The sequence below is a fragment of the Carnobacterium sp. genome (assembly GCF_040274945.1).
In the GTDB taxonomy this organism is placed as follows: Bacteria; Bacillota; Bacilli; order Lactobacillales; family Carnobacteriaceae; genus Carnobacterium_B.
This window is the reverse complement of the sequence record NZ_JBEMAR010000005.1, coordinates 131,887-147,204: the sequence shown is the minus strand read 5'-3', so window position 1 is coordinate 147,204 and position 15,318 is coordinate 131,887. Positions and strand designations below refer to the sequence as shown.

Genomic DNA, 15,318 nt, shown 5'->3' with positions numbered 1-15,318 from the left:
GTTTACTCCTTCCTACTATAAATTAATTTTTTGACTGCATTTCAGCACTGAGTTGTTCCATACCGCTTAAAATTTGGTATCCGTAACTCCAAAACTGGTTGTAATCGATCGTATAGATACGGTCTTCTTTGATTGCTGTCAGACTTGAAAGTGCGTCATTTGCTTTCAAATCAGTTAAGCTTTCTTTTGGATCGCGTCCTCCCATATAGTTAACCAATAATAATACATCTGGATCAGCTTCCAATAAGGCTTCCATACTGATTTCTCCCGTTGCATCTGCAAACGTATTTTCTAAGCTCATATAGCTTAATGCATCATTTAAGTAAGTGTCTGCTGCACCACTGTAAATATCCACGTTAGTGCCTTCTGCCCCAAATATATAAGCATAATCAAGTGTTTCCTGTTTATCAGGAATGGCTGCGACGATCGCATCCATCCGTGTTTGCACATCCGTTGAAAATTGTTGAGATTTTTCTTCAACTGTAAATAATTTTCCTAAATGATCAATATCTGTATAGATATCCTCAAAAGTTGCACCAGTCGTTGATGTCGCTTGAATATACGTCTGAATGCCCACGTCATTCAATTCTTCCACTGTCCCCGTTCCCCATTCGGCATTGGCAAACAATTGCCCACGTCCCACAACAATATCCGGATCAGCACCTACAACTAATTCTTTTCCAACATATCCTTCTGACAAAACAGGAATGCTAGAGAAAACCTCAGATACCATTTCATCGCCTTCACCGTATAAGGCCGCTACGCCAACAATGTCTTCAGCTAATCCAAGTTGGATCAGCAACTCCGCTGTTCCCTGATTATTGGCAACAATCGATTTCGGACTAGCTTCATATGTTACTTCTTTTTTTGAAAATACTGCGCCTTCTGATGACGCGGTGTAATTATCCAACGTTAATGGGAAAGTATTTTTTCCGGTCTGTTCAGTTGATTTTTCATTCACAGCTGTCTGTTCTTCTGCAGCATCTTTTTGTCCACACGCACCTAATAGTAAAGTTGCAACTGTAATAAGTCCTAAGCATTTTACTCTTTTTAGTATGTTCATTTTTTTGTCCCCAATTAGTTTATATTTTTTTCTATTCGTTCAGTTTTATACTTTAATTTCTTATATATCAATTAGCTGAAATCAACTAACTAGATAAAATGAATTAAGCTTTGTAATTAAGAAGTATCTTCATTTCCAATTATATAATTGAATTTTGTTAAAGTAAACATAAATGTTAAAACATTCACAAGTAATTATAATAAGACTTACTATTTCGATATTTTTTTATTGGTTAATTCAAAAAACCATTTAAAATAACTAAATTAATTAGTATTCTAAATTATATTCAAACACGGTTAGCTTATTATTATTTTCACTTGCAGACACTATTTACACTTTTTATTAAACAATAACTGTGAGATACAACGAATTTTAAATTTTCATTCAATTAAGTAGAAACTATCATAAGATAAATAGTTACTTTTCCCAAAACAAGTGTTTTTGGAAATCCTCTTTATATAAAAAATAAACGTTAAAACCCCAAAAATGGAATAATGTGACTCTCCCTTCCATTTCTGATATAATAGGCCAGTCATGCTATTTCTCAGAGAAACTATATACTTGTTCGGATCATGTCGGTTTTTGAAAGATAGTCAGACTCTTGTATGCTAAACCAACCTATTCCGAAACACATTTACAAAAATTTAATGCATGTACACCATGCTGAGGGAGAACCATTTGTTATTTAATGAATTAGAATTGAACCAACACCTATTGCACGCACTAAAAGAAGCAGGCTATACGAAAGCAACACCTATCCAAGAGGATGCCATTCCGCATCTGATGAACCACAAGGACTTGTTGGGTTGTGCCCAGACCGGTACTGGTAAGACAGCTGCCTTTGCCTTACCCATCCTTCAAAATATTATGGAAGAAAAAACAATTGGAAAAGGTGCCATCAAAGCCTTAATCCTTGCTCCTACACGTGAGCTTGCCATACAAATCGGTGATAGTTTCCAAACATACGCTAAATACCTTCCATTGAATATCCAAGTAATTTTTGGTGGCGTTTCCCAGAATCCTCAAACAGCCGCGTTGAAACGTGGAACGGATATCCTAGTCGCAACGCCAGGTAGATTGTTGGACCTTATCAGACAAGGATTTGTCAAACTGAATCAGGTTGATTTCTTCGTCTTGGACGAAGCAGATATGATGTTGGACATGGGGATGCTACGTGATGTACGCCATATTATCCGAGAATTGCCTAAGAAACGTCAAAGCATGTTCTTCTCAGCAACGATGCCGAGTGAAATCGAAAAACTTGCAGGAACCATTTTATCAAACCCGGTAAAAGTTGTGGTCAATCCGGTTTCATCAACTGTTGAAGTCATCCAACAGAATGTTTATCGCGTAGCCAAGACCGACAAAACTAACCTACTTATCTATCTTTTGAAGAATAAGCAGGTTGAGCGCTCCCTAGTCTTCTCCAGAACCAAGCATGGCGCCAACAAAATCGTCAAAAAACTTCTACAAGCGGGTTTCTCCGCTGAAGCGATTCACGGCAACAAGTCCCAGAATGCGCGTCAGCAAGCTTTAGAAAATTTTAAGACCATGAAAACTAGCGTTCTCGTAGCGACAGATATCGCAGCCCGTGGTATCGATGTGCCTGAGCTTTCGCAAGTTATCCAATTTGACTTGCCTGAAGTTCCAGAAACCTACGTTCACCGTATCGGTCGTACAGGACGCGCAGGGCTAAGTGGAAAAGCTATCTCTTTCTGTGATGAAACAGAATCAGACTTGTTGCGCGACATTGAAAAACTTAGTAAGAGGAAAGTTCCAGTCATAAAAGACCATCCTTATCTGTTGAAAGAAGGCACTCAAGCACCAACACAGCAGGCGAGAAAAGCTGTTACCACGCGCAATAATGGAACACGCGCAAAAAGTAAACAAGGTCGAAGAGGCGGTCAAAAATCCGCACAAAGACCTCGTGTACAAACGAAAAACACGTAAAGTAAGCGATTGACAAAGGCGTTTTTTGCCACCTCTTATGTGGACTTGCACTTGCATCTAAACTATTACTTCACTGGTCAAGATGATGAAATAAAAAGAGAAGGAAAGAAACCTTCTTCCATCATAAAAGATCGAGGGTTCATGCATTCATTGCATGAACCCTCGATCTTTATCATTGTTAAATCCCTTAAGCTAATGACCTATTAGAGAACCAACTGAATTCGGAATAATTTTGTTCCATTAATACATTCAAAATTTTAAAAGCTGTCATTATACTAACCAACAGACCCTTCCATCTCATAAGCAATCAATCGGTTCAACTCCACTGCGTATTCCATTGGGAGTTCTTTTGAGAAGGGTTCGACGAAGCCCATGACGATCATTTCGGTGGCTTGTAGTTCGGTCAAGCCGCGGCTCATGAGGTAATAGAGTTGTTCTTCTGAAATTTTAGAAACTTTGGCTTCATGTTCGAGCGAGACATTGCCGTTGTGGATCTCATTGAATGGAATAGTATCTGACTTGGATAAGTCATCCATGATAATCGTGTCGCATTCGATATGCGAGATCGATCCGCCTGAATTTTTTCCAAAAGTGACTTGTCCGCGGTAATTGACTTCTCCACCATCTTTAGCGATCGATTTTGAGACGATTGAACTGGAGGTATTTGGTGCGTTATGAATCATTTTTGCTCCGGTATCTTGGTTTTGCCCAGCTCCTGCCATCGCGATCGATAGCATGGTTCCTCTGGCTCCGCGTCCATTTAACTGGATACTTGGGTATTTCATCGTTGTTTTGGCTCCAAGGTTGCCATCGACCCACTCCATAGTGGCTCCTTCTTCGGCTACAGCGCGTTTGGTTACCAAGTTGTATACATTGTTAGACCAGTTTTGAATCGTCGTGTAACGGCAGTAAGCGTCTTTTTTGACCACGATCTCAACGATGGCTGCATGCAGACTACTAGATGAAAAGGTTGGTGCAGTACAACCTTCGACATAATGCACACTAGCGCCTTCATCCACAACGATCAATGTCCGTTCGAATTGGCCCATTGCTTCATCGTTGATGCGAAAGTACATTTGTAGTGGCACGTCACAGCGTACGCCTTTGGGAACATAAATAAACGTTCCACCAGACCAGACAGCAGAATTGAGTGCTGCTAGTTTGTTGTCTGTTGCGGGCACGACTGTTCCAAAGTGTTCTTTAAAGATTTCTGGGTATTCTTTTAGCGCTGTATCGGTATCGGTAAAGACGATGCCCATTTTTTCAAATTCTTCTTTCATATTGTGGTAAACCACTTCAGATTCGTATTGCGCCCCAGCCCCAGCTAGATATTTGCGTTCAGCTTCTGGGATCCCAATGCGTTCAAAAGTTTCTTTGACTTTATCCGGCACATCTTCCCAGTCGCGTTCGGGTTGATTACTGACGGCCTTGTAGTAGGTAATGTTATCGAAGTCAATTTCTGATAGATCCGCTCCCCATTCAGGCATCGGTCGTTTATTGAAATGATCGTAGGCTCTCAAACGGTAATCCAACATCCAGTCTGGTTCTTGTTTGCGTTTTGAAATTTCTCGAACGGTTGACTCAGTTAGTCCTTTACCTGTTGTATAAACAGATTCCACGTCATCATGAAAGCCGAATTGGTAATTCTCGCGTTCTGGTACTTCTCCCATTATGCTTCACTCCTTGCTTTTCCTTCATCAGGATTTTTTTCACTCAATGCTTTTTCAAGTGCTTTCCACGATAAAGTGGCGCACTTAATACGGGCAGGAAATTTCGCGACACTATTCAATAAAGCAGCGTCCCCTAGCTCTTCCAGCTTTGGAACGTCTTTGCCTTGTACAAGCAAGGAGAATTGATCTGCTAAGGCTAACGCTTCAGAAACGGTTTTCCCCATCACGACATCGGTCATCATACTGGCGCTGGCTTGGCTAATGGTACAACCGCTTCCATCAAAACGAATGTCTTTGATCCATTGGTCTTCGACTACCAATTGCAGCTGCATCACGTCCCCGCAAGTCGGGTTAAGCAACTCGATTTGAGTCGTTGACTGCTCCAATTTCCCATGGTGATGCGGGTGGCTAGAATGATCCAAGATGACTTGGCGATACAATTGATCCAGTTTAGTTAAAGCCATGAGCAAAAAACTCCTTTGTTGCCAGCAATGCTTCAATAAATTTATCCACATCTGCTGTCGTATTGTACAGATAAAAACTCGCTCGAGCGGTTGAATCGGCTGAGAATCTGCGCATCAAGGGTTGAGCACAATGATGCCCGGCTCGAATCGCTACCCCTTCCATATCCATGGCTGTTGCTACATCATGTGGATGAAGCCCATCTAGGTTGAACGTTACGATACCGGTCCGTTTCGCTAAATCTTTTGGTCCATAGATTGTTAATGCTGGGATTGCCATTAGTTTCGGCCACAAATAAGCCATCAATCCTTTTTCATGTTCATGAATCGCTGACAGTCCAATCATCGATAAATAATCGATGGCTGCACCTAGTCCGATGGCTCCCGCAATATTAGGGGTGCCTGCTTCAAACTTCCAAGGCAATTCTTTCCATGTGCTGTCTTGTTCGTCCACCATGGCGATCATTTCCCCGCCAAATTCAACGGGGTCCATTTGATTCAATAAGTACCGTTTGCCATACAATACGCCAATGCCAGTCGGTCCGACCATTTTATGTCCACTAAAGGCATAAAAATCAGCATCCAACTCTTGGACATCCACAGGCATATGTGGAACAGCTTGTGCTCCGTCGACCACTAATACGGCTCCTATTGCATGAGCTAGTCGCGCAATCTCTTGAATAGGGTTAATGACTCCAAGTACATTGGAGACATGCGCCAACGCCACGATTTTGGTCTTCTCACTTAATTGAGCGCGAAAACTCTCCATGTCCAATAAGCCTTCTTCCGTCAGCTCGATATATTTTAATGCAGCTCCGGTTTTCTTGGCTAACTGCTGCCACGGAATCAAGTTGGAATGATGTTCCATCACTGAAACTAGGATCTCATCTCCTGACTTTACGTTCGCTTCACCATAGCTTTTAGCTACCCAGTTCAAACTAGTTGTGGTGCCGCGAGTAAACAACACTTCAGCTGATTCATTGGCGTTGATAAAGTGTTTTACTTTTTCACGCGCTGCTTCGTATTGCGTTGTTGCTCGTTCAGCCAACATATGCACGCCGCGATGGACGTTGGCATTGGCTTCACGGTAATAGGTTTCAAGAGCAGCCAATACGACTGTTGGTTTTTGAGTGGTTGCCGCATTATCTAAATACACTAACGGTTCATCGTTCACAATTTGAGTGAGAATTGGAAAATCGTTTTTCAATTGTTCGGCTGAAAAACTCATTTGCTTAACTTCCTTTCAATCGTATCCACTAATCCGTCACGCATGACTTTTAACGGTATCGCTGCAATAACAGAACCTAAAAATCCTCGAATGACTAAGCGTTCGGCTTCTTGTTTCGGAATGCCTCGACTCATTAAGTAATACAGATTTTCTGGGTCTACTCTGCCTACACTAGCTGCGTGTCCAGCCGTCACATCATTTTCATCGATCAACAAAATCGGGTTTGCATCTCCTCTAGCGTGTTCAGACAACATCAAGATGCGGCTTTCTTGCTGAGCATCTGCCCCTTTAGCCCCATTGATGATGTGCCCAATACCGTTAAAGGTTAAGGTCGATTTCTCTAAAATTACACCGTGTTGTAGAATATGCCCAATCGTATTGCGCCCATAATTGGTGACACGGGTATCAATGCCTTGAATCTGTTTGCCCATACTGATGGCCACAACTTTGACTTCGCTGTGCGCCCCTTCCCCAATCAGATCGGTATCAAAGTCAGCAATCACATTCCCAGCGTTCATAACGCCAATCGCCCACTCAATCGTTGCATCTTTAAGTGCATGTCCACGGCGATTGATGTACGTAGTAGTTGTTTCTCCGATTTGATCAACTGCTGAGAATTTCACTTTCGCTCCGGGGTTGGCAATCACTTCCACAATAATATTGGCCGCATTTTTTTCAGTTCCTATCGTTTCGTATTTTTCGACATACGTAAATTCACTATTAGTATCCGCAAAAATCAAGACGTGCTTGATCCAGCTGTTTTGGACTTGACTGTTTTGGACAAATAACGCTTCAAGCGGTTCATCGATCACAACATTTTTAGGAACATATAAAAACAAGCCGCTGGTCATAAAGGCCGCATGAAAAGCGGTCAGTTTGTCTTCATCGTGTTCAACAGCCAACTTCATGTAGACTTTTTTCACTAGATCCGAATGCTCTTCCAAGGCTGTAAAAATATCGGTAAAAATCACCCCTTGTTCAATGTACTTCATCGGCAACTGCTCCATAACCGTTTGGTTGCCAACTTGGATTACTCGCGGTGCATCGCTATCTCCGGTTAAAAAATCTTCTGCCAGCATGATGCCTTCTTCATAGCTGAAGAGGTCTGGGACTTGTAGCAATGGCCAGCATTGGTACTTGACTCTTTCAAAAGACGGCAGCTCTAAAGAGTTGATTTTAGTTAACGCTGATTTTCTAAATTCCATCATCCACAACGGTTCTTCATGCATCAATGAAAATTGCTGAACAGAGTCAAGATAATCTATATAATTGGTCTCTTTCATCTTGATCCTCCTTAATCGTCTTCTAACACAATATCTAAGCCTAGTTCATCACGAATACCTTTGTAGCCTTCCACTTCCAAACGTTTAGCTAATTCGGCTCCGCCTGTTTTAACTACAATGCCGTTCATCATTACGTGGACCACATCTGGTGTGACATAATTCAATAAACGTTGGTAATGGGTAATGATCAATGCCCCGAAGTTTTCACCGCGCATCGCATTGACTCCTTTTGAAACGACTTTTAATGCATCAATGTCTAGGCCTGAATCAATTTCATCCAGAATAGCAAATATTGGCTCGATCATTATCAATTGTAAAATCTCATTGCGTTTTTTTTCGCCACCAGAAAAACCTTCGTTTAAATAACGCTCAGCCATTTCTTCTGGCATATCCAATACTGCCATTTTGTCGTCTAACTTTTTGATAAAATTCATAACGGATATTTTGTCGTCATCTGGTCTTCTAGCATTGATTGCTGCACGCATAAATTCAGCATTCGTGATACCCGCGATCTCGCTTGGGTATTGCACGGCTAAAAATAATCCTGCTCGAGCACGTTCATCAACGGCCATTTCTAAAACATCTTGGCCATCTAATAAAATCTCGCCTTCTGTAACGGTATAGCTCGGATGGCCCATGATAGCAGCGGATAAAGTTGATTTACCCGTTCCATTTGGTCCCATGATGGCATGGATCTCCCCTGTTTTCATTGTTAAGTTGACACCTTTTAAAATTTCTTTGTCTTCAATCGATACATGTAAGTTTTTCACTTCTAATACGGACATAGCTTGGATTCGCTCCTATGCTTTAGAATTTTTTCACAAATGATCCTTCTTTGGAGTTACTGTCTTTCTTACTTTATATTTTAGACTAACCCTCTTGCTTTCGCAATCTTATTAACGAATGCTCTGAAGTTACTTTTCTGCTATAATCAGGTAAACTAATAATGAAAAAAGAAGCTGGCAGAACCAGACCTGTTCCTTAAGTGTGCTGGGTTTTAGTTGTACTGCTTTTATTGATGAAAGGACGGATCGTTTATGAAACCATTAATTGGAATAGCCGGAAATATTTTGTTGAACAATGCCGACCTGAACGGCTTACCGATCACTTACACACCACAAGGATTTGTTAACGGCGTTCGCCAAGCTGGCGCTATCCCTGTTGTTTTCCCCATCAGCGACCCGACTGAAGCGAAAGATTACCTGTCAAAAGTAGACGGCCTGCTATTAGCTGGTGGACAAGATGTGTCGCCGTTGTTATTTGGCGAAGAACCCAGCTTAAAATTAGGTGCGACCAATCCAGCACGTGATGCATTTGAGATTGCACTTGTAAAAGAAGCGATTCATCAAGCAAAACCAATTTTTGCTGTTTGCCGTGGCTTGCAACTCGTGAACGTTGCTTATGGCGGAACGCTGTATCAAGATGTTTCAGATTACCCGGACTTGACCGTTCAACACATTCAACTGACACACTTTGAAACCGGTGCTCACACGATCAACATTGATCCTGAAAGTAAAATCGGAAAGATTTTTGGCGACCAATATGTAGTCAATACCTATCACCATCAAGCCATCAAAGAATTAGCTGAACCCTTTAAAGCTGTGGCTTGGAGTAAAGACGGCTTGATTGAAGCCTTCGAAGCAAAATCTCCCAACCAAAGTATCGTAGCTGTGCAATGGCACCCAGAATTAATGATTCCGTACGATTTGATGATGCAGCGTTTATTTACAGACTTCGTCAAACGCACCATCAAAAAAATGAATTAAGAACAGGTTTCTATTTTAGTAATAGCGACTACTAAATAAGCTATCTTAAAATTTCTGGAGGAATAAGGAATGCTTGTAGCTATGTAAAGCATTCAATGCGAATTAAGGAAGCGTTAACGCTCCTTTTGAGGCTTGAAAGCCAGAAGACTACAGGCTTCTGGCGATGCCATAGCTTTTACAAGCAAAACCGTTCATTCCAGAAGAATTTTTTTAACAAACACATTCATTGACAGAGAGCAAAAAAAGCTCGTTCAGTTTCTTTCCTTCACAGCAGTAGTCCTTCTACTCTTGTGGGTCAGATCATGAACGAGCTTTTTTATATTATAAACTGTTGCGGATCAATCGCTGAATCCTTTTTTTCAATTCCAAAGCCTCTTCTTCAGGCATCTCCGGCAACTTATGACTTGTAGCAGCTGTTGAGATGGTTAAAGACATGACGCCTATTTTTTTTGCTAACGGTCCAACATTGGATTCGATATTTTGGATGCGAATGATTGGAATCGTGATTCGTTTTTTAATAAAAATACCTGAGATGAAATCAATCTCATCCATTCGATAATTTACTTTCCAAGACCGATAATGCCACGTTGGCAGTACATAAATAGAGATAAATCCTCCAAACAGAGCCAAAGCAATGGTAATATAGATACCTTCTTCTGGCAATGGAGTATGGGGCATGATTTGGTAAAAAAAATTATACACCAGTGCAACAATAACCATTGGAATGCTGTTCATAAACCCACGTATCCGCCATAATTTTAAAACTAGAGGATCCAGCTCATTTTCAGGCTCCATGCTTTTCACTCCTCTCTTTTGCCATGAACCAGTCAAATAACCGCTCACAGTCGGCTTCTTCAATAAAAGACAGTTCTTTGCTTTGGGATGTATCTCCTAAGGCACTATAGATTTCTACTTTTCCTAATCGACTTCTTCTTAAAAAAGGATTTTGTTTGACTGTTAAATTTAAAATACGGTCTTTACGTAAGTACATAATCTCGGTACCTAGGAATGTTATCAACTGAAAAGTCACTTCATCTGTGGATAAAGCATACCCCGATTTTTTGTAACTCCGGTAGCCATAAAAAAGTGACAGCAAGCTACCCACTAAACCGATCGTCCATGCATAAGGCCATAAAAAGTAAGAAGCTAAAGCGGCTGCAATGATCCAGAATAGCAATGGGAATTGTACAAACCGTCTAAACGATCGAATTGGAATAATCGTTTGAGCAGGCTGAAAGTTAAACTGCGGAATGATCTCAGCTCTTAACGCTGCAAGTTGATCTTTTTTTATCAACGGCAGCAACAAAATTTTTCCTTCTTCAGTAATTTCACTCACAGAATCTTTCTTATCCACTTCATCATCACTTGTGATCCCTACCCAAAAGGTTGTATAGCCCGTTAGTTTTTGCAGCCAATTCTGTTTCTCCCATACGCTTTGAATATTGGTTAAAGCAATCGTCTGGCTTTTAACTTCGAGTAGTCCTTTTTCAATAGTCACGTGATTTTTTGTTAATTCGACTTTGTATTCAAAATTCTTAATAATCGAAAGCACTGTAGCTACAACATACAATAGGATAAATAGCAGGATACCTATGAAAATAAAAGAGGCAATCGCTGTTTGACTGAAGATCGTCCCTGCTTGATTAAAAATTGAATCAGGAATAAACTCTCCAAAAATGTTTACTGCACCCACCATTATAATCAGCCCTTTTAAAACAGTCCCTCCCATAAAATTCATCTTGAGGATATCTACTAAACTCATGGAATACAATTTTTTTGTGACTCCTGCTTTTTGCAAAGAGAATCCACTGTGTCGGTCAATCTGCTTCTCTTCACGTTCAGCATTGCTATCACTGTCAGCTTCAAGTGATGTCTCTTTAAGGTAATGCAGTTGGTTTGCCAATTTCAATGCATCTTCTTTAGACAATGCATCTAACGTTATCCCTTTTCCAGGAGTCTTGATCTCCAACTTTGTGACATTAAAAATACGGTGAATCAAGTTTTCACTGTAATCAATACTTTGAATCCGACTAATTTGAACATCTTTTTCTTTTTGAATAAATAATCCACTTTTTACCACAAATCGATTTCCTACGATCCAAAAAGATGTCCGTATGTATCTTAAAACGTCCACTAGGTACGACAATCCAAAAATCGTAAAGAAAAGCAGTGGCAAAATAAAGCCAAAACCTTCCATGTCTGGGCCTGTAAAAGCAAAGAAAAGAATCGGCAAGATAAAAGAAATCAACCGTTTATAGGCCTCAGTAATAAGAGTCAATGGATGCAATTTTTTTTCATTATACATCTGAGTTCACCGCCTTTATCTGTTCGAGCAATTGAATTCTTAACTCTTCTGCATCTTTTTTCAACAACAGTGGAATCTCATGGCCTGTTCCTGCCGTAAAGACTTCGACTATTTGGATCCCATATTTCCTAGTCAGCGGTCCTTCTTTGATGACCACGTGTTGGATTCGCTCAATTGGGATCAACGTTCTCTTTTTAAAAAAGAGACCATTCATAACTTCAAGATGAAGCGCATGCATTTCGTAGCGTACAGCCTTTAGCTTTAAATAAGGCAATAAGAATAGACTCAATAAAAAGTCAGTGATTGGCAAAACAATCCAGATTGCCATCAACCAGATTGGCCAATTAAATCTTATAGTCAAAAACATTAAAAGGACAAAAACAGCTAAGGTAAAAAAACTTTCAATAATATCTTTTGTTCGTTCATAGCGAATGGCACGTTTGTCTAATTTTTTCGCTGGCATTTCTTTATACATATTAATCACTCCCAACCATTATCCTTTCTTTGAGTGTATCATTATCTTGAAAAGAGTACTATCTTAAACTTGGTTTTAAAGATATAAAAAAAACGAGTGAGAGACCCACTCGTTTTTTTTGCACTGATTATTTTAAACAGCTTTTGTTTGTGTCGTAGAAATCGTTTCTTCCATTTCAGTATTTATTGCATCTTGACCTTCCGTTTCGATTTTGTAGGCCTTATTATCGACCAGTTTAAAGAACGGATAGTAGATAATTGTACTGGCAGCAATTTGAATGATTTGGAAAACGGCGCCTCGCCAACCACTAACCAAGAAACCTGCAATGACTGGTGGTGTTGTCCATGGTATATTGGCACCATTCGTTATTGGAACGAGTCCGATCGACATAACAAAGTAAGTTGATACAGCCATAAGAATCGGAGTAATCAAAAATGGAATCAGCATGATTGGATTCAACACGATTGGTAATCCAAAAATCAACGGCTCATTGATATTAAACAAGGCTGGACCAAATGCTAATTTACCCAATGTTTTAAACTGTGCTGATTTAGCCATAACTAAACAAAGTAAGGCTAATCCGATCGTTCCACCAGCGCCCCCTACCTTTATGAAGTTTTGATAAAATTGATAGTTTACAATATGCGGAAGTGTTTCTCCCAGACTGAAAGCAGCAGCATTTTCTGCTGTTAGTGATAACCAAATTGGCTGCATCACTGCACCAACGATATTAGAACCATGGATACCAAATGACCATAATAAAATTTCAAAAATTACAATAACCAATGTCGCTGGCAATGAACTGCCTAAAGCAGTCAGTGGTGTTTGTAAAAATTGGAAAATAAACGTTTGAGCTGTTTCATATGAGGTAAAGCTAAATCCGATACGGATAAAGTTAAAGAATAAGATAACGAATAATGCCGGTATTAACGCTGTAAAAGATTTGGCTACATTTGGTGGAACAGATTCAGGCATTTTGATGGTCCAACCTCTTGCAACTACCCAACGAGTGATTTCAACAGCAATAATAGCTGTGATCATTCCTACAAATAATCCACTGGCTCCTAAATTGTTCATCGGAATTCCAATTAACCCATCTTCTGTAGAAATAGTTGGTGTTAAAACTAGGAAAGCTACAACTGAAATAACAATTGCTGCTAAATCATCTAGATCATAATAGTCAGCTAATGATTTTGCGATACCAAATATAACGAAAATCGTCATGATGTTCATGGTCATGTCATACGGTACCATAAAGTAAGTAGTCCAATTATCACCTAATATCGAAGCCATAAAATCTGGATAACCAGCTATAGGTAAGTTAGCGAACAAAAGAAATATCGAACCTAAAATCAAAATAGGCATAGCGCCAAAAAAACCTGTCTTTATAGCAGATAAATAGCGATTTGAATCCAATTTATAGGCAATAGGTCCCATCTTATCTTGAAGAAACTCCATAAATTTATCCATTATCCATTCTCCCTCCAGTTTAAAAAACGTTTACATTTATATTTTAAAATTCCTTACCTATGTTGCTAAAAGAGAAGCAGACATAGGTAAGCAATTTAATCGATATTTGGTCACATTAGTTTATTAAACCATTTGAGCTGGAATTTCTTTATAATTACTTTCCATCAACTGATCAACATAGCTAGTTGTTTCAGGTTGGTCAGCTTCGATTTCTTTGATCTTCTCTGCAAATTGTGGCAGGTGATCTTTATGCGCATACAACATTTCATCAAGAATGGTTTTTGCAAGCGTGCCGCCTGGTACTAAAGGATTGATTGTAAAGGCTTGTAAAGCTGCTCCATAATTCCCATCAATAGCTGCTCGAATCACCGTTTCTTCCATCGCTTTCATGTTTTGAATGATGCCGCGTGCTGCTGGAGTAAACGTTCCCCAGTTGTAAGGCTCTACTCCATGTGCAGTAACGGATCCCGATACTTCAACGATGCTATCATATGGCAAATCATCGATCGTACCATTATTTTCCGTTGAAACGACCATATCTGTCCGCTTGTCATTTTGAATGGAAGCAATGATTTCACAAGCTGCATCACTGTAATGTGTGCCACCGCGTTGTGACAACTCTTCTGGTTTATAATTTAGTGCAGGGTCTTTATACAATTCGAATAATCGTGTTTCAGTAGCTTTTACAACTTGTGCTCTTGTTTCACCGTTTTCAAACTCTTCAATAGAATGCTTCAACATTTCATCTTCAATGTAATAGTAACGGTGGTATCCGCATGGCAGCATACCCAAATCTTTGATTTGTTCATAGTGGAATTCAGCGTCATGGATATTTTTAAAGTCTGTGTTTTCGCCTTCTTTATGAGGTCCATAAATCATATCGATCAATTCAGCAGTTCTTTCTTTTCCAGTTTTATCCCAAACACGGTGCCAATGGAAATGATTGATTCCAGCAAATTTAAAGAAAAGTTCATCTTCTGGTATGCCTAATTTTTGTGAAGCTGTTGAACAGTGTCCAATTGGAACATTGCATAAGCCAACTGTCTTTTTCCATCCTCCATGTTTTATGGCTGCTTCAGTTACCATACCCGCTGGATTTGTGAAGTTGACTAACCAAGCATCCGGACAAACTTCTTTCATATCTTTAATAATATCTAAAATGATTGGAATGGTTCTGAAAGCTTTTAACATCCCACCGGCTCCATTTGTTTCTTGACCTAATACACCATGGGATAAAGGAATTCTCTCATCCTTAATTCGTGCATCCAACAACCCAACACGAAATTGCGTCGTAACGAAATCAGCATCTTTCAACGCGGTTTTTCGATCTAACGTCAGTTCAACGGTCCAATCTAATCCGGCAGCCTCAATTTGACGCCTAGCCATTGCACCTACAATTTCAAGTTTCTCTTTTCCAGCTTCAATATCTACTAAAACGATTTCTTTGATTGGTAGTTGGTCCTTACGCTTGATATACCCCTCAATTAATTCCGGAGTGTAGCTTGATCCTCCACCAATTGTAACGATTTTTAATGCTGTTTTTGACATTTATTCTTCCTCCTTATTAAAACGTTTTCACTTCCTACATTTACTATAGTTTATGTAATGCATTACATGTCAAGCACAAACTTTTTATTTGTCAAAAAA

The 15,318-nt window shown here is 39.8% G+C and carries 13 protein-coding genes; 2 read left to right on the top strand and 11 right to left on the bottom strand.

The genetic code is table 11. The features are described from left to right. Positions 1-22 precede the first annotated feature (22 nt). Complete coding sequence (locus tag ABS916_RS06935) at positions 23-1,063, bottom strand: ABC transporter substrate-binding protein (RefSeq protein ID WP_350451187.1); 1,041 nt, start codon at positions 1,061-1,063, stop codon at positions 23-25. 678 nt (positions 1,064-1,741) lie between these two features. Between ABS916_RS06935 and ABS916_RS06930 the strand changes: the two genes are divergently transcribed. Beyond that, the gene (locus ABS916_RS06930) at positions 1,742-3,013 is read left to right on the top strand and encodes a DEAD/DEAH box helicase (RefSeq protein WP_350451186.1); all 1,272 of its coding nucleotides are present in this window, start codon (positions 1,742-1,744) and stop codon (positions 3,011-3,013) included. A 275-nt stretch (positions 3,014-3,288) separates the two neighbouring features. On the opposite strand, the gene sufB is transcribed toward ABS916_RS06930, so the two are convergent. Genes sufB through sufC form a run of 5 tightly spaced genes read right to left on the bottom strand, consistent with a single transcriptional unit; the run spans position 3,289 to position 8,440 of the window. Continuing rightward, entirely contained in the window at positions 3,289-4,683 is a 1,395-nt protein-coding gene (sufB, locus tag ABS916_RS06925; protein WP_350451185.1) for a Fe-S cluster assembly protein SufB, read from the bottom strand. Further along, the gene (gene sufU, locus ABS916_RS06920) at positions 4,683-5,147 is read right to left on the bottom strand and encodes a Fe-S cluster assembly sulfur transfer protein SufU (protein WP_350451257.1); all 465 of its coding nucleotides are present in this window, start codon (positions 5,145-5,147) and stop codon (positions 4,683-4,685) included. The genes sufB and sufU overlap by 1 nt, the downstream gene beginning before the upstream one ends. Then, positions 5,134-6,372, bottom strand: coding sequence for a cysteine desulfurase (locus tag ABS916_RS06915; protein WP_350451184.1), 1,239 nt, complete (start codon positions 6,370-6,372; stop codon positions 5,134-5,136). The genes sufU and ABS916_RS06915 overlap by 14 nt, the downstream gene beginning before the upstream one ends. Continuing rightward, positions 6,369-7,655 (bottom strand): Fe-S cluster assembly protein SufD, encoded by a 1,287-nt coding sequence (sufD, locus tag ABS916_RS06910; protein WP_350451183.1) that lies wholly within the window; start codon positions 7,653-7,655, stop codon positions 6,369-6,371. Before sufD ends, ABS916_RS06915 begins: the two co-directional genes overlap by 4 nt. An 11-nt stretch (positions 7,656-7,666) precedes the next feature. After that, the gene (gene sufC, locus ABS916_RS06905) at positions 7,667-8,440 is read right to left on the bottom strand and encodes a Fe-S cluster assembly ATPase SufC (RefSeq protein ID WP_350451182.1); all 774 of its coding nucleotides are present in this window, start codon (positions 8,438-8,440) and stop codon (positions 7,667-7,669) included. A gap of 252 nt (positions 8,441-8,692) precedes the next feature. Here sufC and ABS916_RS06900 point away from each other — a divergent pair, with 252 nt between their 5' ends. Beyond that, a complete protein-coding gene (locus ABS916_RS06900; RefSeq protein WP_350451181.1) occupies positions 8,693-9,421 on the top strand; it encodes a gamma-glutamyl-gamma-aminobutyrate hydrolase family protein in 729 nt (242 codons plus the stop codon). Positions 9,422-9,742: 321 nt separating this feature from the next. Here ABS916_RS06900 and ABS916_RS06895 read toward each other — a convergent pair whose 3' ends face one another. The 5 genes from ABS916_RS06895 to ABS916_RS06875 form a co-directional block, all read right to left on the bottom strand. Further along, entirely contained in the window at positions 9,743-10,216 is a 474-nt protein-coding gene (locus ABS916_RS06895) for a PH domain-containing protein (protein ID WP_350451180.1), read from the bottom strand. Next, positions 10,206-11,726 (bottom strand): PH domain-containing protein, encoded by a 1,521-nt coding sequence (locus tag ABS916_RS06890; RefSeq protein ID WP_350451179.1) that lies wholly within the window; start codon positions 11,724-11,726, stop codon positions 10,206-10,208. Before ABS916_RS06890 ends, ABS916_RS06895 begins: the two co-directional genes overlap by 11 nt. After that, entirely contained in the window at positions 11,719-12,201 is a 483-nt protein-coding gene (locus tag ABS916_RS06885; protein WP_350451178.1) for a PH domain-containing protein, read from the bottom strand. The genes ABS916_RS06890 and ABS916_RS06885 overlap by 8 nt, the downstream gene beginning before the upstream one ends. Positions 12,202-12,333: 132 nt before the next feature. Further along, positions 12,334-13,671: a PTS cellobiose transporter subunit IIC gene (gene celB / locus ABS916_RS06880; RefSeq protein ID WP_350451177.1), complete on the bottom strand. Its 1,338-nt coding sequence runs from the start codon at positions 13,669-13,671 to the stop codon at positions 12,334-12,336. Between the two features lie 123 nt (positions 13,672-13,794). Beyond that, a complete protein-coding gene (locus ABS916_RS06875) occupies positions 13,795-15,219 on the bottom strand; it encodes a 6-phospho-beta-glucosidase (RefSeq protein ID WP_350451176.1) in 1,425 nt (474 codons plus the stop codon). Positions 15,220-15,318: the final 99 nt, after the last annotated feature.